The organism is Citrobacter sp. RHBSTW-00986, assembly GCF_013783065.1.
Taxonomy (GTDB): Bacteria; Pseudomonadota; Gammaproteobacteria; order Enterobacterales; family Enterobacteriaceae; genus Citrobacter; species Citrobacter braakii.
Genome location: NZ_CP056200.1, coordinates 3306095 through 3330073, shown reverse-complemented (window position 1 = coordinate 3330073; position 23979 = coordinate 3306095). Strand labels below are relative to the sequence as shown.

Here is a 23979-nt window from a genome sequence, read left to right as displayed (position 1 = left end):
AAGGATAAATAATGAGTAGCGTAGATATTCTTGTTCCCGACCTGCCTGAATCCGTAGCGGATGCAACGGTTGCAACCTGGCACAAAAAACCGGGCGATGCAGTACGTCGTGATGAAGTACTGGTAGAAATCGAAACTGACAAAGTGGTACTGGAAGTACCGGCATCAGCGGACGGTATTCTTGATGCGGTTCTGGAAGATGAAGGGACAACCGTCACTTCTCGCCAGATCCTCGGTCGCCTGCGTGAAGGCAACAGCTCTGGCAAAGAGACCAGCGCCAAGTCTGAAGAGAAAGATTCTACTCCGGCACAACGCCAGCAGGCGTCTCTTGCTGAACAGAACAACGATGCCCTGAGCCCGGCGATCCGTCGCCTGCTGGGTGAGCATAATCTCGAAGCCAGCGCCATCAATGGCACCGGCGTCGGTGGTCGTATCACGCGTGAAGATGTTGAAAAGCATCTGGCCAAAGCACCGGCTGCGAAAGCAGAAGCCAAAGCGCCGGCCGCCGCGCCTGCGCCACAGGCTCAGTTGGGCGCTCGTGGCGAAAAACGTGTTCCGATGACCCGTCTGCGCAAACGCGTAGCTGAGCGTCTGCTGGAAGCGAAAAACTCCACCGCCATGCTGACCACGTTCAACGAAGTCAACATGAAGCCAATCATGGATCTGCGTAAGCAGTACGGTGACGCGTTCGAGAAACGTCACGGTATCCGTCTGGGCTTTATGTCTTTCTACGTGAAAGCGGTTGTTGAAGCGCTGAAACGCTATCCGGAAGTGAACGCGTCCATCGACGGTGATGACGTGGTTTACCACAACTACTTTGATGTCAGCATGGCGGTCTCCACGCCGCGTGGCCTGGTCACGCCGGTCCTGCGTGATGTGGATCTGCTGGGTATGGCTGACATCGAGAAAAATATTAAAGAGCTGGCAGTTAAAGGTCGCGACGGCAAGCTGACGGTCGACGATCTGACGGGCGGTAACTTCACCATCACTAACGGTGGCGTGTTCGGTTCCCTGATGTCTACCCCGATCATCAACCCACCGCAGAGCGCCATCCTGGGTATGCATGCCATCAAAGATCGTCCGATGGCCGTAGACGGCAAGGTTGAAATCCTGCCGATGATGTATCTGGCGCTGTCTTATGACCACCGTTTGATCGATGGTCGTGAGTCAGTAGGCTTCCTGGTAACCATTAAAGAGTTGCTGGAAGATCCGACGCGTCTGCTGCTGGACGTGTAGTAAATAAGAGTATCACCTGCCCCGTAGGTCTGGAGGCTTATCAGGCCTACGGGTAAAAGATAACGATTACCTGAAGGATGGACAGAACACATGAACTTACATGAATATCAGGCAAAACAACTTTTTGCCCGCTATGGCTTACCGGCACCGGTGGGTTATGCCTGTACTACTCCGCGTGAAGCTGAAGAAGCTGCATCTAAAATCGGCGCAGGCCCGTGGGTAGTGAAATGTCAGGTTCACGCTGGTGGCCGTGGTAAAGCGGGCGGTGTGAAGGTTGTGAACAGCAAAGAAGACATTCGTGCTTTTGCTGAACACTGGCTGGGTAAACGTCTGGTCACTTACCAGACAGACGCCCATGGTCAACCGGTAAATCAGATTCTGGTTGAAGCAGCGACCGACATTGGTAAAGAACTTTACCTCGGCGCAGTTGTTGACCGTAGTTCCCGTCGCGTGGTCTTCATGGCCTCTACCGAAGGCGGCGTGGAAATTGAAAAAGTGGCTGAAGAAACGCCGCACCTGATCCACAAAGTAGCGCTCGATCCGCTGGCCGGTCCGATGCCTTATCAGGGTCGTGAACTGGCGTTCAAACTGGGTCTGGAAGGTAAACAGGTTCAGCAGTTCACCAAGATCTTCATGGGTCTGGCGACTATCTTCCTTGAGCGCGATCTGGCGCTGATCGAAATCAACCCGCTGGTGGTGACCAAGCAGGGTGATCTGATCTGCCTCGACGGCAAACTGGGCGCTGACGGCAACGCGCTGTTCCGCCAGGCTGACCTGCGTGAAATGCGCGATCAGTCTCAGGAAGATCCGCGTGAAGCACAGGCCGCACAGTGGGAACTGAACTACGTCGCTCTGGACGGCAACATCGGTTGTATGGTTAACGGCGCGGGCCTGGCAATGGGCACCATGGACATCGTTAAACTGCACGGCGGCGAACCGGCTAACTTCCTCGACGTTGGCGGCGGTGCGACCAAAGAGCGTGTAACCGAAGCGTTCAAAATTATCCTCTCTGACGACAATGTTAAAGCCGTACTGGTTAACATCTTCGGCGGTATCGTACGCTGCGACCTGATCGCGGACGGTATCATCGGCGCGGTAGCAGAAGTGGGCGTTAACGTTCCGGTCGTGGTACGTCTTGAAGGTAACAACGCTGAACTCGGCGCGAAAAAATTGGCTGATAGCGGCCTGAATATTATTGCAGCGAAAAGTCTGACGGATGCAGCTCAGCAGGTTGTTGCCGCAGTGGAGGGGAAATAATGTCAGTTTTAATTAATAAAGATACCAAGGTTATCTGCCAGGGCTTCACCGGTAGCCAGGGGACATTCCACTCTGAACAAGCGATTGCTTACGGTACGCAAATGGTCGGCGGTGTTACGCCGGGCAAAGGCGGCACCACGCATCTGGGTCTGCCGGTGTTCAACACCGTACGTGAAGCGGTAGAAGCGACCGGCGCAACCGCCACCGTTATCTACGTTCCGGCTCCGTTCTGCAAAGACTCCATCCTGGAAGCTATCGATGCAGGCATCAAGCTTATCATCACCATCACCGAAGGTATCCCAACGCTGGATATGCTGACTGTGAAAGTGAAGCTGGATGAAGCTGGCGTACGCATGATTGGCCCGAACTGCCCAGGTGTTATCACCCCTGGTGAATGTAAAATCGGCATCATGCCGGGCCATATTCACAAGCCTGGTAAAGTCGGTATCGTTTCTCGTTCCGGTACGCTGACCTATGAAGCGGTTAAGCAGACCACCGACTATGGTTTTGGTCAGTCTACCTGTGTGGGTATCGGCGGCGACCCGATCCCAGGCTCTAACTTCATCGATATCCTGAAGCTGTTCCAGGAAGATCCGCAGACCGAAGCGATCGTCATGATCGGTGAGATCGGCGGTAGCGCGGAAGAAGAAGCAGCGGCGTACATTAAAGATCATGTGACCAAGCCGGTTGTGGGTTACATCGCGGGTGTGACTGCGCCGAAAGGTAAACGTATGGGTCATGCTGGTGCGATCATCGCAGGTGGTAAAGGTACGGCGGATGAGAAATTCGCTGCGCTGGAAGCCGCTGGCGTGAAAACCGTTCGTAGCTTGGCCGATATCGGCGAAGCGCTGAAAACAGTGATTAAGTAAGAAAAAAAACAGCCCTGACTCTCTGCATAGTCAAGGGCTGGTCCCGTTTCGACATGGTTGGCCATCTGATGATGGCCTTTTTTAATGGCGTCGTTTTGCCACCAGCGTAAATTTATAATCGTCGCTTTTGAAGGTGTTGCGGCTGTATTCAAAAACACGACCATCGAGCAGAAACCCGCGAGAGATTTTCTCCAGCACTGGTTTCCCCTGCGGCATGCCCAGCATTTCTACAGTATCTTCATCCGGAATAACCGGGATCAGTTCCTGCTCGCTGCGATCGATAACCATCTTTTTGATCTGTTCTATATAGTGATATTTAGAATTTTCCATCACCTCCCAGGTGAGATCGGGAAAGAGGGCGAGCGGCATCCATGTCTCTTCGAGGGTAACGGCTTTCTGCTTAATAAAACGAACCCGTTTTACATGCCAGACTTTATCTTCAGCCGCCAGCTGTAGCCACTCGGCCAGCATCTCTCCTGCTGGAATGACCTCAAAGACCTTCACTTCGCTGTGCGTTTCAACCTGACGGTCGGCAAGCTTCTCATAAAAACTGGTGAGCTGATAAATGTCGTAATTGACGCGCTCCTCTTTCACATACCAACCGCTGCCCTGAATGCTCTCGATAATATTCTGTTCCGTTAGCAGCTTGAGTGCTTGCCTGATGGTCACGCGGCTGACCTCGAAACGGCTCTGTAGCGTAGATTCTGTGGGAAGTGCATCACCTGGTTTTAATTCACCTTTTGCAACTTGTTCGCGCAGAACGTCGGCTATCTGGCGGTACATCGGTTTTTTGCTCATCTCTTTTCGCTTTTGTCGGCAATAAAGTCAGATATTCAAGACAAATTATGCGTACATTTTATCAATAGTAAATAATACAAATTAAATACAAATATTGTCTCGTTAGTGAAATTGATCACGTAAAGGTATTGTTTTGTCTGCGACAATCGCGGCACATAATAATGACAATCCTCTGAGGACCATGATGAATTTGACAATACTGTCCCACCCTCGCGCAGTCTGTGTGCAGGCGAGATTTACCGATCGTGACGATGCCATTCGCCAACTTACGCAGCGGCTGACCGAATTAGGCAAAATCACCGATGCCGACGCTTATCTGGCGGAAGTTTTTCACCGCGAATCGCTGGGACCTACGGCGCTTGGCGAAGGATTGGCGGTACCGCACGGTAAATCGTCGGCCGTGAAAGAGGCGGCTTTCGCGGTGGCGACGCTGAGTGAACCGATGGACTGGGAAGGTATTGATGGCCCGGAGTCTGTTGAACTTATTTTTTTACTGGCGATCCCGCCAGATGAAGCCGGTTCGACCCATATCCAAATCCTTACCGAACTGACCACCTGCCTTGCGGATGAGGATCTGCGTGCTCGCGTCATGGCGGCGACCAGCGCCGAAGCGGTGCTGGCGGCGTTAGTGGTCGAAACAGCGCCGCAGGCCGCAGTGGCGACGGCGGATGCGCCAACGATTGTTTGCGTTACCGCATGTCCGGCGGGCATTGCGCATACCTATATGGCGGCTGAGTATCTGGAGAAAGCCGGCCGACAAATGGGCGTTAACGTGGTGGTGGAAAAACAGGGTGCCAATGGCATTGAAGACCGCTTAACGGCTCAACAACTGAATGATGCGCGCGCCTGCATTTTCGCCGCAGAGGTCGCTATTAAAGAAAGTGAACGTTTCAACGGTATCCCGGCGATCTCCGTTCCGGTTGCCGAACCGTTGCGCCACGCAAAAGCGCTGATTGAACAAGCGTTAGCGCTGGAGCCCCTGCAAAGCCAGCGTGTTTCTCAGCCACAGACAGAGGTGAAAAAGGGGCTGAAAACCGACCTGAAACAAGCACTGCTGAGCGGAATTTCGTTTGCCGTGCCGTTAATCGTCGCCGGAGGGACGGTACTGGCGGTGGCGGTATTGATTGCACAGATTTTCGGCCTACAGGATGTGTACAGCTTAGAGAAGTCCTGGCTGTGGATGTATCGCCAACTCGGCGGCGGGATGCTGGGCACGCTGATGGTTCCGGTACTGTCGGCCTATACCGCTTATTCGCTGGCGGATAAACCAGCGCTGGCTCCAGGCTTTGCGGCGGGTCTGGCGGCGAACTTAATCGGCTCGGGTTTTCTTGGCGGTGTTGCCGGTGGCCTGATTGCCGGTTATCTCATGCGTTGGGTGAAACAGCATCTGCGATTAAGCAGCAAATTCAATGGCTTTTTAACGTTCTACCTCTATCCGGTGATTGGCACGTTGGGCGCGGGTAGCCTGATGTTGTTTGTGATTGGCGAGCCTGTCGCCTGGATCAATACCTCGCTGACTGCCTGGCTAAATGGGTTATCAGGCACCAACGCGCTATTGCTCGGTATGATCCTGGGCTTTATGTGTTCGTTTGATCTTGGCGGTCCGGTCAATAAAGCGGCGTATGCCTTTTGTCTGGGCGCGATGGCCAACGGCGTATTCGGCCCCTACGCCATTTTCGCTTCGGTAAAAATGGTTTCTGCTTTCACCGTCACCGCTTCAACCATGCTGGCGCCACGCCTGTTCAAACAGTTTGAGATTGAGACCGGTAAATCCACCTGGCTGCTCGGCCTTGCCGGGATTACCGAAGGCGCGATTCCGCTGGCGATTGAGGACCCGATTCGGGTGATTGGTTCTTTAGTGATGGGGTCGATGGCGACCGGAGCCATCGTTGGGGCCATGGGGATTGGGCTTTCGACCCCAGGTGCCGGGATTTTCTCGCTCTTTTTACTTATCCCCGCAGACCTAAGCGCGGTGATGGCCGCCGCAGGCTGGTTTGGCGCTGCGCTGATTGGGACGATTATCTCCACGGCGATTTTACTGCTCTGGCGGCGTCAAGCGGTTAAACAGGGGAAATACGTCACCGATAGCGTGATGCCGTAAGCACTTACTCAACAGGAAATGACGATGAAAGCAGTATCTCGCGTTCACATTACGCCGCATATGCACTGGGACCGTGAGTGGTACTTCACCACCGAAGAGTCGCGTATTTTGCTGGTTAACAATATGGAAGAGATCCTGACTCGCCTTGAGCAGGATGCAGAGTACAAATATTACGTGCTGGATGGTCAAACGGCGGTGCTGGAAGACTATTTTGCGGTGAAACCTGAAAACCGGCAGCGGGTTAAAGCGCTGGTGCAGGCCGGGAAGCTTATTATCGGCCCCTGGTACACGCAAACGGATACGACCCTCGTTTCCGGTGAGTCAATTGTCCGCAATCTGATGTACGGTATCCGCGATTGTATGGCCTTTGGCGAACCGATGAAGATAGGTTATCTACCTGATTCATTTGGGATGTCCGGGCAGATGCCGCATATTTATAATGGTTTTGGTATCAACCGGGCTCTGTTCTGGCGTGGGTGCTCTGAACGTCATGGCACCGATAAAACCGAATTTTTATGGCAAAGCGCTGACGGTAGCCAGGTCACGACACAGGTGTTGCCGCTGGGCTATGCGATTGGTAAGTACTTACCCGAGGATGAGGCCGGGCTGCGTAAGCGACTTGACGGCTACTTCGAGGTGCTGGAGAACGCCTCTGTGACTAAAGAAATCCTATTACCCAACGGGCATGACCAGATGCCGTTACAGCAAAACATCTTTGCGGTGATGGATAAACTGCGTGAAATCTACCCGCAGCGAAAATTTGTCATGAGCCGCTTCGAGGAGGTTTTTGCTCATATCGAAGCGCATCGGGAGACGTTGGCTACCCTGCACGGCGAGTTTATCGACGGTAAATATATGCGCGTGCATCGTACGATTGGCTCCACACGAATGGATATCAAAATTATCCATGCGCGTATTGAGAATAAAATCGTTAACCTGCTGGAACCGCTCGCCACGCTGGCCTGGAGTTTAGGTTTTGAATATCACCACGGTCTGCTGGAGAAAATGTGGAAAGAGATTTTAAAGAATCATGCCCACGACAGCATCGGCTGTTGCTGTAGCGATAAAGTGCATCGTGAAATCGTTTCACGCTTCGTGCTGGCCGAAGATATGGCCGACAATTTGATTCGTTTTTACCTGCGTAAAATCACTGACAACATGGCGCACAGTGAAGAAGACAAGCTGGTGATGTTCAACCTGATGCCCTGGCCGCGTGAGGCGGTGATCAATACGACCGTACGTCTTCGCGCCAGCCAGTTTCGCCTGCTTGATGGCAGTGGAAATGAAATCCCTTATTTTATTCGTGGCGTGCGCGAGCTTGATCCTGGTCTTATCGACCGGCAAATCGTCCATTACGGCAACTACGAGCCGTTTATGGAGTTTGATATTCAGCTCAACCAGATCCTACCTTCGATGGGGTACTGCACGCTGTTTATCGAACCGCATGTTGTTGGCCGTCAGGCGATACCCGCTCCGGCGACCCAGGCACTGTTGGAGAACGCGTTCTGGCTGATCGATCTCAATGACGATGGAACGCTACAGCTACGCGATAAGGATTCAGGGATTGTTTATCAACGCGTACTGGAGATTGAAGAAAGCGCCGACGACGGGGATGAGTACGATTACTCCCCCTCGCGCGAGGATTGGCGCCTCACGTCTGCGGGCGTTGCGTTTGAGCATGAAATTATCCGCGAGGGATGGCAAGACCGGGCAATCATTCACTATCGGATGGCGGTTCCGGCGGATCTGGAGGCGCGCGCGTCACGTCAGCGCAATGGTGAAGTTAGCATCGAAATAGGTGTTACGCTAAGCCATAACAGCCGGCGGATTGAGGTTGATATTCGCATTGACAATCAGGCTGACGATCACCGAGTTCGGGTGCTTATCCCCACGCCATTTCACACTAATGACGTGTTGGCTGATACCCAGTTTGGCTCGCTGCTACGGCCTGTTCACGATGAAGCGATAGCCAACTGGCAGGCTGAGGGATGGAAAGAAGCGCCGGTGCCGGTCTGGAATCTGCTCAACTACGCCGCGCTGCAGGAGGGGCGTCATGGACTCGCGGTGTTTAGCGAAGGATTGCGTGAATTTGAGGTAGTGGGTGAGGAGAAAAAAACGTTTGCCCTCACACTGCTCCGTGGCGTCGGCTTACTCGGAAAAGAGGATCTCTTATTGCGTCCCGGCAGGCCGTCAGGCATAAAAATGGCGGTACCGGATTCCCAGATGCGGGGGGGGGGCTGCACGGGCGCTTTTGCCTGTTTAGTTATAGCGGGACGCCGCTTAACGTTGGCCTGGCTCAGCAGGCGCGTGCCTGGCTGACGCCCGTGCAGTGTTATAACAAAATCCCGTGGGATGCGATGAAGCTCAACAAAGCAGCATTTACTGTTCCCGATAGCTACAGCCTGTTGAGTATGTCACCGGTTGGCTGTCAGCTTAGCGCGCTAAAAAAAGCAGAGGACAGAGATGAAATCATCCTGCGTTTATTTAATCCCTCTGACAGCGTCAGCTGCGATGCCGCCGTGTCGTTTAGCCATAGCGTAATGCGTTGCCGCGAAACCGGTATGGATGAAATACCCGCTGGCGAGCAGAGCGATACGAAGGGAATTAACGGCGTGTTTCGGCCAGGGCAGTCGCGGACGTTTAGTCTGAAACTGGCCTGAAAGAAGTGATGAGTCAGCGCCAGCAATCTTATGCTGGCGCTGACCGGCCGCTATCAGGATGATGCCAGTGTTTTCAACCAGCGAATTCCGCTTTCCGGCGAGGTCATTACCGGCACCGGCGGGGAAGGGAGTTGCTGTAAAACGCGCGCCATCGAGGCTTGCGCCAGCATCACAACATCCGCCTGGGTAAAGGCGCTCTGTAACCCTTCACTGACGATACGGTCATGGGTATCCATATCTCCCGCCAGCAGCGCGTGGAATGCCTCCTCCATTAATATAGGCGTAATGGTTCGCGATTTACCGCTCTGCTGCACTTTGCGCTGTACGTAATCCAGCGTTGGCTTCAGCGTGGTTGCCACGGTCGCCAGTACGGCGATCCGCTCACCTTTTTCAATCGCCTCTTCCACCATTGCGCAGTCAATGCGTGCGAGCTGCAGTGGGGTCATAAACTGGCATTGCTCCACCGCAGTACCAATTGAGGAGCAGGCGGTAATAAAGATATCGCAGTCCGCCTTTTCGGCAATATGCACATAGTCGGCGATGCGGGCGGCAATATTGGGCGTCACGCCCTGGGCCTTCATTACCTGCTTGATCATGGATTCTTCTACCAGGTGCATGACTTCCACATCCGGCATGATGTCGGCAATCAGCTGTTGCATCATCGTAAGCGTGGCGGCACTGGTATGCAGCATGGCGACCTTTTTCATTGGGCAATCTCCTTAAGTAACGTTTCCGCGACGGCCAGCGCCGCATCATGATCTTCCTGCGCGGATAAACCGCCTACCGCGACGGCCCCAAGGCATTTTCCTTGGTGCAGAATCGGGATCCCGCCCGGCAGCGCCGTAAACAGCGGGTCGGCAAAATAACCAATATCCAGTTGCTCTTTCTGCAGTCGCTGTAAAAATGCCTGCGTGGTACAGCCCAGGCGACTACTGGTGCGTGCTTTGCGCTGGGTTAACTCGATGGTTAACAGTTTGGCGTTATCCATCCGCGCAAAGCTGAGTAGTTCGCCATTGGCATCGCATACGGCCACGCTTAACGGGCGTTTTGCGTAACATGTTTCGGCGAGGTCGAGCGCAGAGGCCACGGCGCGCAGGGCATGCCCCAGAGTGAGAGTTGTCATCGTGATTATCCTTTTGACAGATTTTCGCAAGCGGGTTGAACGGGATCTTTGGCTGCGGCGGCCTGCGCCTGTTTGGCGTCTTTCTTGCGCCAGTAGTTCGCGAGCAGCGAGCCGCTGACGTTGCCAAGCGGAGTCATCACCGCCGAGGCCAGGCCAACCGTTGCCAGTTTGCCCATCGCTGCGGCAAGCCCGGACGCCATGCCGCCGTTTTGCAGGCCGACTTCAAAGGCTACGGTGCGGGCAGACTGTACGTCCATGCGGAAGATCCAGCGGCTCATCAGATAGCCAATCAGGAAGCCGCCGAGGTTATGCATCAACATGGCGAAGCAGAGCAGGAAGCCGACCTGCACCAGGTTCTCGCGCCCGGCTGCGGCTGCGGTGGTCGTAAAGAAAATGATCCCCATCATTGAGATGGTCGGCATGATTTTCTTCACGCCCGCCACGCGGCCATACAGCCAGTTGTAGAACAATGCCCAGACGAGACCGCCTGCCACGAAGTTGAGCACCACTGCGTACATTTGCACGTCGGCGCTGGCGTGACCAAACAGCGCGTCCCAGCCGCCAGCAATCATATACAGCAGCCAAAGAGCGCCGATCCCGGCCAGCATCTGGACGACACGGCGTCCGCGCACGCCCGCATAGGTTTTCAGATAGTCATGCAGAATTGCCGCGCCGATGGGGATCAATACGATTTTCACCACATCCATTACCATTGCGGTGAGCTGGATATCGATCATCGACCCCGCCAGCAGATTAACCCACAGCGGCGTCATCACCGTCGCCGCCAGCGTTGAGACTGCGGCGATCGAGACCGCCAGCGCCAGGTTGGCGTTCGCGATATAGACCATGACGGTAGAGGAGAGTCCGCTTGGGCAGGCGCCAATCAGCAGAATCCCGACCGCCACCTCAGGCGGAAAGTTAAAGATAAGCGTAATGCTCAGGCCGAGCAGAGGCATGATGACGAAGTGGCAGAAGGTGCCAATAAACACCGCCCACGGCATTTTGGCGACGTCAATAAAATCCTGGATCGTTAGCTTAGTGCCCATGCTAAACATGGTGGCCTGAATGACGAGAAACACGATCCATTTATGGGTGATATTGAAACCGCCCCAGACGATCAGATCCGTAGACCAGGTCATGGCGGCGACAAACCCGGCGATGATCCATAGCGTAAACTGATAGCTGCGTAGACCCGGCCAGTAGCCTGCTCCGGCGGCGAATCCGGCGGTGAACATCACCAGCCCTGGCTGCCAGAGCGCCGCGGACTGGATTAGCGCACCGATAATCGCCAGCGCCGCGCCCGCAACGCTGACGCCGAGTCCGGTTTTGTGAATAACAGTGGTCATAGTCATGTTGAAATGTCCTTGCTGTTGTTATTGCTGCCGGGATGGAATAGATAACATGTGCCGCGCAATTTCTGGCGTGGCGACTTTTTTATCCATGCTGCGAATGAGCGTGGCGAGTTTGGCAACCTGCTGGTAATTATGCTGTGCTTTTTCTTCAGCGCTTAAATAATAGCTATCCTCAAAGCCGATTCGTACTTCACTGGCCCCCATGCCGACGGCGGCGGCAATAATATCGAAGTTCTTTCTGCCAAAATGAGTAATACCCCATAAGGCATCGCGCGGGATCATGCTACGCAGAGCAATTAAAGCGTCAATGGTTGCTGGCGTACTGCCGCGATGGCCGAGGACGATATTAAAGAGCATGGGTTTTTGGAATTTTATTTTATCTTCAAGGTTCAGGATGTTATTAATCATGCCAATTTCAAAAACTTCAAATTCTGGAATAATATTGCGCTCGACTATTTGCCGGGAGCAATATTCCACGTCCGGACCGGGATTAAAGTACACCGCATCTCCGAGGTTGACGGAACCGACGTTCAGCGAAGCCATCTCTACGCCGGGGCAGGAGAGTGGCGCGCAGCGTTCGGCGATGGACATTGAAGAGACGCCGCCGGTAGACGCCTGAATAATCAGGTCTGAATGGCGCATGACGTTATCAATGGTCGCCTGAAAATCGGTGGTATCCGGCGTCAGGCGACCCTGTTTATCGCGAACGTGTAAATGCACGATGGACGCGCCATGCTCAACGCTGGCGAGTATTTCCTGCGCCAGTTCTGCGGGTATAACTCTGGGGCAATCCGCGGCAACGGGTGCCAGCGAAATAATAACAGTATCCGACATATTTCCCTCCGGTACAGAGATATTTAAATTATAGGTAAGGCGTTATCCAGTTTAATGAGTCGGGCCCTGATGTTGATGGTTGATATTCACAGCCAATCCAGCCCTGGTAATTCATTTTTCTAATAAAATCGAATAGCCATGCTTCATTTAATTCACCTGTTCCCGGTTCATGGCGATAGGGGACAGAAGCAATTTGAAAGTGTTTAATTAAGGTGAAGTAGCGTTCAATATTTTTTGCCACATTGCCATGAATTTTCTGACAGTGGTAAATATCAAACTGTAAACCGATATTTTTCTTGCCAACCTCTTGAATAATAGATTCGGCCAACGGAAAGCTGTCAATAAAATAACCGGGCATATCCTGCGAATTTAACGGTTCAATCAGCACATCGATTTCCGCTTCAGCCATCATATCGCAGGCGATACGCAGCCGGTTGGTCAGGAGAGTGCGCTGAGCGTGAAGCGTCAGATCGTCGCAGCGCGAACCGGCCATAACGTGAACCCGACGACAGCCCAGCGCCGTGGCGTAATCACGCGCCACGTTGAGGCTATGGTGAAATTCCGGGTCTCGACCGGGCTGCGCGGCCAGTCCCCGCTCACCTTGTGCCCAGTTACCCGCCGGTGCGTTCATCAGCACCACCGGCAGGGATGTTTCCCGCTGTGCAGCGTGCAAATGCGCCAGCGGGTGCTGCCAGAGAAATAGCCCTTCAACGCCGCGAAAACCAGCCGCCTGCGCCGCCGCAAATCGCGCCGCTATCGGTAAATCTGTAAACAACCAGTCGAGGTTAGCCGCTAACTTCAGCATGGCGCGCACCCTCCCGGTTATCAACCAGATGCAGCTTAACGCCCTGGCTGGCAATAGTTTGCTGGGCGTTTTCCGGTAACCGGTTATCAGAAATAATGTCGGTTAACTGTTCCAGCCCACAGATATGGAACATGCCGTATTTGCCAAACTTACTGCTGTCGCAGACCAGCACCCGACGCCGGGAAACGGTGAGTACCGCTTCTTTAACCGAGGCTTTCCCTTCGCTCGGCGTCGACATGCCGCGTTCGGTATCCCACGATGAGGAGCTCAGAAACGCCACGTCAATATTAATGGTGCGCAGAAAACTGGCGGCGCTTTTTCCAAGGCATGAGCGGTTACGCTGATCCACCAGACCACCGGTGTGATAGAGCGTGATGTGCGGCATATCCATCAGATAGTGGCTGATGGAAAAATCGTTGGTTACTACCGTCAGATTGAAACAGTGGCTGGCGGCGACCGCTTTCGCCACTTCAAACAACGACGTTCCGGCATCCAGATACAGCGTTTGTCCGGGCTCAATGAGCATGGCGGCGAGCTGGCCCATTTTACGTTTCACGTCATGATTCAACTCGGCTTTTTCCCGCCATGGCAGCTCGGATTTCAGCAGGTTATTCAGCTTCACTCCGCCGTTAATGGCGATAACTTTGCCTTCTTCTTCCAGCAACTGGATGTCGCGACGCACGGTCATATGCGACACGCTCATCAAATCTGCCAGTTCATTAAATGAGGCGGCATTTTTTTCGTGCACGTAGCGGTAGATAAAATCACGTCGTTGCTCGGGGATCATTATGTCACCTCACGCTTGCCGGGAATGTTCAAGTTCGGCCACCGCTTCTTCTGAGAGCGGAACATAGCCAAGCGGTTTTAACGTCAGCCAGATGCGGGCGCTGTCTTCCAGTTCTTCAGCGTTAAACACCGCCTCACGCAGCGAGCGACCGCTTACTACCGGCCCGTGATTGGCCAGCAGCGCGGCCGTATGGTCTGCCGCGATTTCACTCAGTGCGCTGGCAATGCCTTCATGGCCAGGCTTGAAATAGGGCAGCAGCGGTAACTGCCCGACGCGCATCACATAGTACGGCGTTAACGGCGGCAGGCAGTTTTTCGGCGTGGTGCACGGCAGGCAGGAGAGCGCGGTCAGCCATGGAGAATGCAGGTGCACGACAGCACCGCAGGATGGCCGATGTCGATACCACGCCAGATGCATGGGCACCTCTTTTGAGGGTTTGTCGCCGCTAAGATGAACGCCGTTGGCATCCAGTCGACTTAGCGTGGCAGGATCAAGCTCGCCCAGACAAGAGTTGGTCGGGGTCACCAGATAGCCGCCATCTGGCATTTTGACGCTAAGATTGCCGGAACCGCCGCTGCTGTAACCGCGCATAAACAGGGAACGGCCATAGTGGACGAGTAGTTCGCGCAGTTGGTGTTCACTCACCGAATTCATAATGCGTACTCCTGGGCAGTAAAAAAGAAATCGTCGTCACCAAAGTTGCCTGACTTCAGCGCCAGCGCCAGACCGGAGGAAAATACCCACGGCACGCCTGGCGCAATGGCTTTGCCGACGGACAGACGCTTCACCTGCAAGGCTTCCACAACGGTGCCGGAGGTTTCTCCGCCCGCGACGATAAAGGTGTTTACACCCGCAGTTCGTAGCTTTGAACTCAGCCGGGCAAAAGCGTGTTCGATTGCCTGGCTGGCGACCTGTTCGCCGTGCTCCTGTTGAATACGTTTGAGTACGTCTGGCGGCTGGGTGGCGTATATCAGTGGCGCTAATGAGTCGCTGATATGCGTCATCGCCCAGGCGCTCAGTTCATCGGTGTAGCGTTCGGCATCAGACAGGCAGCGGGACACATCAAGCAAACGAGACGCTGCTGCGGCCTTATAGCGATTAACCTGACGATTGCTCATTGCCGAACAGCTACCGGAGAACACCACCGTTTTGGCAGGCAGTGGAAAAGAGTCCGGCGGCATGGATTGCTGGCCTCCGCTGCAGGCGGCCAGCGCGCCGCCGAGCCCGGAGCCCCCGGCTAACAGAGGGCTGGCATGGAGAGCTTGCGCCAGCGTGTTGAGATCTGCTTCATCCAGCGTATCGACGATAACGTGACGCGTACCTTCAGCCTGAAGTTGGGCCAGGGCGTAAGTGACCGCTTCCACACCTTGACGCAGGGTCGTGAGGTTGATGCAACCAACCGCGCTTGGCGTTTGCGCGCTCAGCAGGCGCGGCAGGCTGGCATCGTTCATTGGATTGAGCGGATGCTTTTCCATCCCGGATTCGTTAAGCAGTACACCGTGTACAAAAAGATGACCATGCACCACCGTGCGTCCGTTTTGCGGCAGAGCAGGGCAGTGGACGATCAGCGGAGCCTGCAGATCGTTCATCAATGCATCGCTGACCGGGCCAATATTGCCTGTTGGCGTGGAGTCAAACGTCGAACAATATTTAAAATAAATCTGGCGGACATCTGCATTTTGTTTCAGCCAGCGGGCACAGGACAGGGATTGGGCGACGGCCTGTTCTGCGGGTAATGAGCGGCTTTTCAGCGAGATGACGATAGCGTCAACCTCTTCATTCCAGCATTGCGCGGGATCGGGCATACCGGGCAGAAGCGCGACGCGCCACCCCTGCTGCGCCATAAAGCTTGCAATGTCCGTTGCGCCGGTAAAATCGTCGGCGATAACGCCTGTGGTGACGGCCATGGATCAACTCCGTTCAGATTGTTTGCTAATTGAACATATTATTCAGGAGGGCCTTTCACATTCACATGATGATTATCACAAATAAGCACATCATCGATTCAGATTAAAAACGGGTAATTTATTGAAAATAATGAAGTTAGGTGTTGGGTGTTGCGAAAAGAGTCTCACAAGAGAGTGTGAAGATTCGTTAATCTTTGAGAAAGCGAAGTCGCGGTGTGCTGCAGAGTATTATCGTGGTCGCTATAATTTTCTTGCCAATTGATCATAATCATCTGCACAAATGAGATTATTTTTTGCGGTGAGCATCATTCTTTCCTGAGGCTAATTTTTGCATATTAGCGGCCTTAATATTATTAATGCCGGAGGATAACGTGCCGCTGAAAATCCAGGATGACTATTTACACCGTTTTTTCTCTATCGCAGAACTCTTCTCCCGAGCCACTGGGTTAGCCACAGTCGTCGTTGATATAAACGGTATAGCGTTGTCTGAATGTCATAATTTTAATTCGTTTTGCACATTAATGCGTGCGGATGAGCGCTATCGAGCAGGTTGCCAAAAGTGCGACAAGTACTGCGCTTTTGAGGCATTAAAACAGCTTAAACCCAGAATACTCACCTGTCATGCAGGGCTAAGCCTGTTCTCGATGCCATTAATTCATGAGGGACACCTTTACGGTTTTATTATCTGCGGGCAGGTGCGGGTAAAATATCAGGAATATAAAACTATCGCTATTGATAACAAAAACTCATGGATTAATAACCCCGAAATTAAAGCAGGGTGGGGCCAGTCTGCGATGGTGGATAATAATGTGCTGGTGGCGTCGGCAAATTTGTTAAGTTTTATTGTTGATAATTTTGAGAAAGAACAATTGATCTCTGAGAAGATTGTAGTTCCGGCAACCCGTTACGCTCATCATTATTTCACTGAGCCTTCACGTCACGAGAAAAAACTTATGGCGGCGCTGCGTTATATTGACGAGAATTTGTATGGTGAGTTGTCTTTGGAATCTGTCGCGGCTCATGTGTGCTTAAGCGCGAACTATTTCAGCCGGTTTTTCAAGAAACGCCAGGGTGTTAATTTTAAAACCTGGGTGAGTCAGAAAAAAATGCAAAAAGCAGGGGAGTTATTACACGATCCGGTTCATTCCATAGACAGTATTGCCAGGAAATTGCAATACGCGCAAACCAGTTACTTTTGCCGCGTTTTCCGGGCGGCGCATCAAACGTCGCCCCAGTCTTTTCGTCACGCCAGACTTTCGCAGTAAAGATTGTCTGGCAGCGTGATGGCTTCAGGTATAAAAGAGAGCCGATCGCTCAGGGTCACTACATCTCCGATTACAATCAACGCCGGTGGAACAATATTAGCTTCCTGTGCCTTGCTCAATAATGAACCGAGCGTGCAGGTCAGGCGACGTTGATTTTCTCGGGTCGCGGACATAATTAGCGCGGCGGGCGTGTCTGCTGATTTTCCGCCCATCAACAGCTCTTCACAGATAAACGCCAGATTGGCGATACCCATGACGATGACCAACGTGCCGTTAAGTTTCGCCAGTTGACGCCAGTCCTGCTGCTGATTGCCTTCCCGCGTGTGGCCAGTCACCACGTGAAAGCCGGAGGCAAAATCGCGATGCGTCACTGGGATACCGGCATAGGTCAGGCCGCCAATCGTAGAACTAATACCCGGTACAACTTCAAAAGGGATGCCCATTTCAACCAGATCCTCAACTTCTTCAGCCCCACGGCCAAATACATACGGATCGCCACCTTTGAGGCGCACAATGTTGTGGTGTGTTTGGGCATACTGGACCAGCAGTGCGTTGATTTCATCCTGGGGAACGCAATGGAATCCTGGATTTTTGCCGACATTGATAAGCAGGCAGTCAGGTAATGCCCATTCCAAAATTTTAGGATTGACCAGCCGATCGTAAATAATGACGTCGGCCTGTTTAATGCACATCATTGCTTTGAGGGTCAGTAATGAAATATCACCAGGACCTGCTCCAACGAGCCAGACCTTTCCGAAAGTTTTCACAATGTGTCCTTTATCACGTCTGTCAAAAAATGGCACAAACGACATCAATAAATGATTAAAAGCAGTCGTTTGCCCGTAAGTTATAACGTGAAATTATCCAGGATTAGCGCATGGATAATATTGATTAATCTCGCAAAGTTTTTTCTGCAATAAACAAGAAGACTTGAAAAATTATTAAGAACTTATTGGCACTATTTACTTAGGTTTAACCTTATTTAAATTGTGTTTATTGTTGTGCTTGAGTATTATTGGTTAATATTTATCCGCCATCAGTGTGAGCAAATCATGGATTGGATCAATGACATCAATGGAGAAAATAAAATATAACTCTCGGTGCTTATCTGGGTGCCTTGAATTATTTTTTATAAATTAAACTATTTTTGTACGCTGCATATGGAAGAGGTTATGAGAGGAAAAATACCCAAGACGGAGTTGCTGGTAACTTTTGAAGTGGTTGCGCGTCACGAAAGTTATACCCGGGCAGCTGAAGAGTTGGCGTTAACACAAAGTGCTGTTTTCCGCCAGGTGAATGCACTGGAGGATTTTCTTAATACCGCGCTATTTAATCATGCCAAAAAACGTATTTTTTTAAATGCGGCCGGCAAACACTATTTAAGTATCGTTAAAGAAACGTTAAATAAACTCGAGCGCGATACGACCACAATAATGACCTGGCAACCGACCGTACAGGTTATTGAGCTGGCGGTAAATCCGACGTTCAGTACGCATTGGTTGATCCCCAACCTGCGCGAGTTTAACAAACTCAATCCTGATATTATTGTGAACATCCATTCGCTGGCGAATATCGGTGATTTTCTTAATCGTGAGTATGATGCGGCAATTATGCGCGAAGATTTCTACTCACCGTGGTCAGAGGTTGAGTACCTGTTTGAAGAGGAAATTCTGCCAGTTTGCAGCCGCTGTCTGCTGGCCGAACCGGAACGGAAACTGTCAGTCCACGAACTGCTGAACGAATACCCGCTGTTGCACCAGAGTACGCGAATCAAAGGCTGGCAGGAATGGTTTGCGCTGTCCAACGTCAGCAGTCCGCTGGTAAATAAAGGCCCGAGATTTGATCTGTTGTCGATGTTGATTGCGGCGGTCCGTTCTAATCTGGGGGTTGCGCTGCTTCCTCGTTTTGCCATTCAGCACGATCTGGATAATGGTGATATGGTCATTCCTTGCGACGTTCCGATGCGCACCGGGAACCGTTTCATTATGACGTGGCGTGAAGAGAAATCGGAGTCTGCGCATTTACAGACATTTCGTAACTGGTTGCTCAGTAAGTCCGTGGTGTCGGCTACCTGATTGTGGTTTGCGCTTTATCAGGCCTACAAAGATTGGTAGGCCGGATAAGACGCGTTAGCATCGTTATCCGGCAAAAGAACGGCTACCAGTCGATTCCAATCTGTGCCTGAATCCCGCGGTCAAACGCGTGCTTGACCGGGCGAATTTCACTGACCGTATCGGCCAGTTCCAGTAACAGCGCATGGCATCCGCGCCCGGTCACGATGACGCTTTGCTCCGCAGGGCGATTTTCGATGGCGCTGATAACCTCCTGGGTGTCCAGATAGTGGTAAGCCAACATGTAAGTAAGCTCATCCAACACCACCAGATCGTACTGCGGATCAGCCAGCATGCGCTTACTTTCCTGCCAGACTACCGTTGCCGCCTCGATATCCGCTTGCCGATTTTGGGTTTCCCAGGTAAATCCGGTGCCCATAATATGAAATTCGACACCGAGCGGTTGCAGCGTGTTGTACTCGCCATTATCCCACTGGCCTTTAATAAACTGCGCGATGCCAACGGTTTTTCCGTGACCAACCGCGCGCGTTGCCGTACCAAAGGCTGCGGTGGATTTTCCTTTACCGTTGCCGGTGAAGACAATCAGGATCCCTTTCTTCTCCGTTGCCGCCGCCACGCGGGTATCAACCTGTTCTTTCAGTTTCTGCTGACGCTGGCGGTGTCTGTCATTATTGGCTCGCGCTTCCATGGTGACTCCTTAATGTCCTGCCGGACAGGTTGCGCAGCGATGCTGCTGCTCAAACTGGCTAAAGAAGTTATTGCCTTTATCATCCACTAATACGAAGGCCGGCATATTTTTAACTTCCATCATCCACACCGCTTCCATTCCCAGCTCGGGATATTCAAGGCAGTGCAGGCTCTTCACGTACTGCTGCGCCAACAAGGCTGCGGCGCCGCCAATGCTGCCAAGGTTAAAACCACCATGTTTGCGACACGCATCCGTGACTTGCGCGCTGCGGTTGCCTTTCGACAACATGATCAGACTGCCGCCCGCGGCCTGGAAAGCATCGACGTAACCGTCCATGCGCCCGCCGGTTGTAGGACCGAGCGAACCGCAGGCCAGATTACTGGGGGTTTTAGCCGGGCCCGCGTAATAGACGATATGGTTTTTCATGTAATCTGGCATCGGTTCGCCGTTATCCAGGCGCTCTTTGATTTTGGCATGCGCGATATCGCGAGCCACAACAATCGGGCCGTTTAACGATAAACGCGTCCCAATTGGCAGAGTGGTGAGATCCTGCAGGATCTCGCGCAACGGACGATTCAGATCCAGTTGTACGGTCTGGGCGCTATTTTCTACCCGCTGTGAATCGGGAATAAATTTGCCCGGATTATGCTCGAGTTTCTCCAGCCAGATTCCGTGTTTGTTGATTTTGGCCTTGATGTTGCGGTCGGCTGAGCAGGAGAGAGCCATGGCGATAGGGCAGGAGCCGCCGTGGCGTGGCAGGCGGATCACCCGGATATCGTGGGCAAAGTATTTGCCGCCAAACTGCGCGCCGATGCCAAACTCGCGGCTGGCGTTAAGCAGCTCGGCTTCCAGCGCCGTATCGCGGAATGCCTGACCCAGTTCGTTCCCGCTGGTGGGCAGGTTATCGTAATATTTAGTTGAAGCCAGTTTGGCAACCTTCAGCGTCTGGTCGGCGGACAAGCCTCCAACGACGAAAGCGATGTGATACGGCGGGCAGGCGGCTGTACCCAGTGATTTCATTTTTTCGATCAGAAACGCGGTGAGCTTTTCCGGCTGCAGAATAGATTTGGTTTCCTGGAACAGCGCCGCTTTGTTAGCAGAGCCGCCGCCTTTGTTGACGAACAGGAAACGGTATTCGTTACCCGGCGTGGCGCTGATGTCGATTTGCGCCGGCAGGTTAGTCTGGGTATTGACCTCGGTATACATGTCCAGCGGGGCATTTTGCGAGTAACGCAGGTTGTTTTCGGTGAAGGTGGTGTACACGCCTTTGCTTAATGCTTCTGCGTCATCGCCGCCGGTCCAGACATGCTGTCCTTTGCAGGCCACAATGGTTGCTGTCCCGGTATCCTGGCAGTTGGGCAGGACGCCTTTGGCCGAAACCTCAGCATTGCGTAGCAGTTGCAATGCGACGTACTTATCGTTACTGCTGGCCTGCGGATCGTGCAGAATGCTGGCTATCTGTTTTAAATGTCCGGCGCGCAGGAAAAATGAAGCCTCATAAAATGCCTGCTGGGCTAATAAGGTTAGCGCTTCTGGCGCAACCTTAATCACTTCCTCTCCGTCTAACTCCGTTACCGCAACGTGCTGGTTACTCAGTAATTCATATTCGGTATTATCTTTACTCTGAACAAAGAGTTCCTGCCAGACAAATGGTTTAGACATGTTTACATCTCACCTTTTAGTTAATATGTCGGATGGCGCTCACGCCATCCGTAATTGCTTAATGCGCTAAAAAGACATTGGCTTTTGTCGCTTCGGCGACATATTCGATCGTTTTCTGGGCGCGAACGCTGTTACCGGCTTCATCCAGCGGCGGAGAATAGACGGCAATCGCATATTCGCCCGGGACAACGGCGACCATGCCGCCGCCGACGCCGCTTTTTGCCGGGATGCCCACGTTGTAGAGCCATTTACCGCTGCCGTCGTATAGTCCGGCAATCGCCATTTCTGCCAGCACCTGCGGAACATATTTTTCATTCAGCAACTGCTTGCCGTTGAATGGAGATTTGCCTTTGTTCGCCAGTACCGCCCCCATTTTGGCCAGTTGCTCAACGGTGATATCCACCGAGCACTGACGGGTATAAATTTCGACAGCTTCGTCGGTATTGCCATAGAAGCTGTTATAGGATTCCATCAGCTTCGCCAGCGCCTGATTGTGCTGGTTGGTTTCCATCTCGGATTTAAAGACCGGCTCATTAACCGTGAGCGTGGCGTCGGCCCAGACGTTCAGGTTGTTGAGGATTTTGTTCCAGCGATCGGTTTTGTCTTTGGCTTCAATCAGGCTCACGGTGCTCATCGCCCCGGCGTTTACCAGCGGGTTCTCAGGCGCGCCTTTGGTCAGCTCAACCGCTAAACCGGAGTTGAAGGGCATGCCGGTGGCATTGGCCCCGAGTTTATCCAGCACCACCTGAGGGCCGTGCTGTTCCATGGCGAGCGCCATGGTGAAGACTTTGCTCAGGGATTCCATGGGGAAGGGTTTGTTAACATCGCCAACCTGGTAGATCTTGCCGTCCACCGTGGCAATGGTGATGGCAAAGTTATTCGGGCTGTAGGTCGCCAGGGCAGGGATGTAGTCGGCGACTTTTCCATCGTGGTTACTTTTATATTTTTGATGTGCCTGGTCGATAAGCTTTGCGTAATCCGGCGTGGTTTGCGCGAGAGTCGTTGCGCTAAACAAAACGCTGAAGGAAAAAATACTCACGCCGAGAAGAGTTTTAGTCATGGTGCAATCCTGTTGGTGTGCTCATCATGGTGCCGGATGGCGGCTTACCGCCTTATCCGGCCAACGGATAGTTAAACGTTATGTAGGCCGGATAAGCGCAAGCGTCATCCGGCAATAACGTGGTATCAGGACAACGCGACTTCTGTTTCGGTAACCGGACGTTCTTGTTCCGGGGTCTTCACTGGTGCAGTGCCACGACAACCCTGGCCGAAGTGTTCACCTTCCCAGCGACCTACAATGGCAGCACCCATTGCGTTACTCATGACGTTGGTTGCAGAACGACCCATATCAAGGAACGGATCGACGCCCATCAACAGGATCAGACCAGCTTCAGGAATGTTGAACTGGTTCAGGGTTGCGGCGATAACCACCATTGATGCACGCGGTACGCCCGCCATCCCTTTAGAGGTCAGCATCAGGATTAACAGCATGGTAATTTGCTCGCCCATACTCAGCTCAATGTTGCACGCCTGAGCAATAAAGACGGTGGCAAATGAGCAGTACGCCATGGAGCCGACCAGGTTAAAGGAGTAACCGATAGGCAGAACGAAGCTGGCGATTTTTGAAGAAACGCCGAATTTTTCCAGCTTGTCCAGGGTGCCAGGGAAGGCGGCTTCTGAGCTGGAGGTAGTAAAGGCCAGCAGTGCAGGCTCGAGGATTGATTTGGTCAAACGCGCGATGCAAGGCCCGACTATCATGGTTGACAGGCCAATCAGGATTGCCCACAGCATACCCAGGGTCAGATAGAATTCACCCATGAAGATCCCGGCGCTGACCATCACACCCAGACCACGTTCGGCAATCAGACCAGAAATAGCGGCAAAAACGGTCAATGGTGCAAACAGCATGACGTAGCCCGTCAGCTTCAGCATCACGTGTACCAGTGAATCCAGAACCTTCACGATAGGCTCGGCTTTTTCACCAATCGCGGCCAGGCTGCAACCGAGGAAAATTGAGAACACCACGATCTGCAGAATTTCATTACGCGCCATCGCATCGACAATACTGGTCGGTACCGCGTGCGAGATGAACACTTTCAGCGTGAATGGCTCTGACTTAACGGCGGCAACAGCCCCGACGTCATGTGGCACGAAGTTGATCCCCGCGCCTGGCTGGAAGATGTTAACGATAACCAGACCCAGTGCAATTGACACCAGAGAGGCGCAAATAAACAGGAAGAAGGTTTTCGAAAATATACGTCCCAGCGTTTTGGCATCGCCCATTTTGGCAATACCAACAACCAGAGTTGAAATAACCAATGGCGCGATAATCATTTTTACCATGCGTAAGAATATAGTGGTAAAAATAGAAATATCTGCTGCATAGGATTTTGCGGTTTCAGCCGCGGCCATATTATTTATGGCCACCCCGGCAATCATGCCGAGTATCAGGCCTAATATGATCATCTTCGTTAAACTTATTTTCTTCATGTGTACTCCATCGGATAAAGGCTGGTAATTGGAATTGTGTAGGGTGGCGTGCGCCTGAGCCTGGACAGCAGCTC

Annotated in this window: 19 protein-coding genes and 2 pseudogenes; 7 read left to right on the top strand and 14 right to left on the bottom strand. The window is 52.7% G+C overall.

Features of this window, described 5'->3' with window-relative positions:
- The first annotated feature begins 11 nt into the window (after positions 1-11).
- The 3 genes from odhB to sucD all read left to right on the top strand — a co-directional run bounded on the left by odhB (position 12) and on the right by sucD (position 3361).
- The gene (gene odhB, locus HV345_RS16285) at positions 12-1235 is read left to right on the top strand and encodes a 2-oxoglutarate dehydrogenase complex dihydrolipoyllysine-residue succinyltransferase (RefSeq protein ID WP_016156001.1); all 1224 of its coding nucleotides are present in this window, start codon (positions 12-14) and stop codon (positions 1233-1235) included.
- A gap of 90 nt (positions 1236-1325) precedes the next feature.
- Positions 1326-2492, top strand: a complete 1167-nt coding sequence (sucC, locus tag HV345_RS16280; protein ID WP_003022927.1) for an ADP-forming succinate--CoA ligase subunit beta — start codon at positions 1326-1328, stop codon at positions 2490-2492.
- Positions 2492-3361, top strand: a complete 870-nt coding sequence (gene sucD / locus HV345_RS16275) for a succinate--CoA ligase subunit alpha (protein WP_003022929.1) — start codon at positions 2492-2494, stop codon at positions 3359-3361. Before sucC ends, sucD begins: the two co-directional genes overlap by 1 nt.
- An 81-nt stretch (positions 3362-3442) precedes the next feature.
- On the opposite strand, the gene HV345_RS16270 is transcribed toward sucD, so the two are convergent.
- Complete coding sequence (locus tag HV345_RS16270) at positions 3443-4159, bottom strand: GntR family transcriptional regulator (RefSeq protein WP_019076293.1); 717 nt, start codon at positions 4157-4159, stop codon at positions 3443-3445.
- Between the two features lie 184 nt (positions 4160-4343).
- Here HV345_RS16270 and mngA point away from each other — a divergent pair, with 184 nt between their 5' ends.
- Positions 4344-6260: a PTS 2-O-a-mannosyl-D-glycerate transporter subunit IIABC gene (gene mngA, locus HV345_RS16265; protein WP_047497748.1), complete on the top strand. Its 1917-nt coding sequence runs from the start codon at positions 4344-4346 to the stop codon at positions 6258-6260.
- A 24-nt stretch (positions 6261-6284) separates the two neighbouring features.
- Positions 6285-8920 (top strand): annotated as a pseudogene (gene mngB, locus HV345_RS16260) (mannosylglycerate hydrolase).
- Between the two features lie 53 nt (positions 8921-8973).
- Here mngB and HV345_RS16255 read toward each other — a convergent pair.
- From HV345_RS16255 to otnK, 8 genes are read right to left on the bottom strand one after another with little or no spacing between them, the layout of a single operon-like run.
- Positions 8974-9627, bottom strand: a complete 654-nt coding sequence (locus HV345_RS16255; RefSeq protein ID WP_016152288.1) for an aspartate/glutamate racemase family protein — start codon at positions 9625-9627, stop codon at positions 8974-8976.
- Positions 9624-10043 carry a heme-binding protein gene (locus tag HV345_RS16250; protein ID WP_016152289.1) on the bottom strand — a complete coding sequence of 140 codons (420 nt, stop codon included), beginning with the start codon at positions 10041-10043 and terminating at the stop codon, positions 9624-9626. The genes HV345_RS16255 and HV345_RS16250 overlap by 4 nt, the downstream gene beginning before the upstream one ends.
- Positions 10044-10048: 5 nt before the next feature.
- Entirely contained in the window at positions 10049-11395 is a 1347-nt protein-coding gene (locus tag HV345_RS16245; protein ID WP_181635811.1) for a bile acid:sodium symporter family protein, read from the bottom strand.
- 21 nt (positions 11396-11416) lie between these two features.
- Positions 11417-12229, bottom strand: a complete 813-nt coding sequence (locus HV345_RS16240) for a 3-keto-5-aminohexanoate cleavage protein (protein WP_016152291.1) — start codon at positions 12227-12229, stop codon at positions 11417-11419.
- A gap of 28 nt (positions 12230-12257) precedes the next feature.
- Positions 12258-13034, bottom strand: a complete 777-nt coding sequence (locus HV345_RS16235) for a hydroxypyruvate isomerase family protein (RefSeq protein ID WP_131405733.1) — start codon at positions 13032-13034, stop codon at positions 12258-12260.
- Positions 13015-13821, bottom strand: coding sequence for a DeoR/GlpR family DNA-binding transcription regulator (locus tag HV345_RS16230; RefSeq protein ID WP_016156008.1), 807 nt, complete (start codon positions 13819-13821; stop codon positions 13015-13017). Before HV345_RS16230 ends, HV345_RS16235 begins: the two co-directional genes overlap by 20 nt.
- A gap of 9 nt (positions 13822-13830) precedes the next feature.
- Positions 13831-14475: an aldolase gene (locus tag HV345_RS16225; protein ID WP_016152294.1), complete on the bottom strand. Its 645-nt coding sequence runs from the start codon at positions 14473-14475 to the stop codon at positions 13831-13833.
- On the bottom strand, positions 14472-15728 hold the full coding sequence (otnK, locus tag HV345_RS16220; RefSeq protein ID WP_181635810.1) for a 3-oxo-tetronate kinase: 1257 nt from the start codon (positions 15726-15728) through the stop codon (positions 14472-14474). Before otnK ends, HV345_RS16225 begins: the two co-directional genes overlap by 4 nt.
- A gap of 371 nt (positions 15729-16099) precedes the next feature.
- Between otnK and HV345_RS16215 the strand changes: the two genes are divergently transcribed.
- Entirely contained in the window at positions 16100-16993 is an 894-nt protein-coding gene (locus HV345_RS16215) for a PocR ligand-binding domain-containing protein (RefSeq protein WP_181635809.1), read from the top strand.
- Here HV345_RS16215 and cobA read toward each other — a convergent pair.
- A complete protein-coding gene (cobA, locus tag HV345_RS16210; RefSeq protein WP_019076302.1) occupies positions 16972-17760 on the bottom strand; it encodes a uroporphyrinogen-III C-methyltransferase in 789 nt (262 codons plus the stop codon). The two genes, HV345_RS16215 and cobA, sit on opposite strands and share 22 nt — an antisense overlap.
- Before the next feature lie 405 nt (positions 17761-18165).
- Here cobA and HV345_RS16205 point away from each other — a divergent pair, with 405 nt between their 5' ends.
- Positions 18166-19068 (top strand): LysR substrate-binding domain-containing protein, encoded by a 903-nt coding sequence (locus HV345_RS16205; RefSeq protein WP_016152298.1) that lies wholly within the window; start codon positions 18166-18168, stop codon positions 19066-19068.
- An 82-nt stretch (positions 19069-19150) separates the two neighbouring features.
- Here the strand turns inward: HV345_RS16205 and cobO are convergent, their stop codons facing one another.
- The 4 genes and pseudogenes from cobO to HV345_RS16185 all read right to left on the bottom strand — a co-directional run.
- A complete protein-coding gene (cobO, locus tag HV345_RS16200) occupies positions 19151-19753 on the bottom strand; it encodes a cob(I)yrinic acid a,c-diamide adenosyltransferase (protein WP_016156012.1) in 603 nt (200 codons plus the stop codon).
- Between the two features lie 9 nt (positions 19754-19762).
- Complete coding sequence (locus tag HV345_RS16195; RefSeq protein WP_065554177.1) at positions 19763-21415, bottom strand: class I fumarate hydratase; 1653 nt, start codon at positions 21413-21415, stop codon at positions 19763-19765.
- A gap of 58 nt (positions 21416-21473) precedes the next feature.
- Entirely contained in the window at positions 21474-22475 is a 1002-nt protein-coding gene (gene glsA / locus HV345_RS16190) for a glutaminase A (protein WP_181635808.1), read from the bottom strand.
- Between the two features lie 148 nt (positions 22476-22623).
- Positions 22624-23905 (bottom strand): annotated as a pseudogene (locus HV345_RS16185) (dicarboxylate/amino acid:cation symporter); the annotation flags it as partial.
- Between the last annotated feature and the right edge of the window lie 74 nt (positions 23906-23979).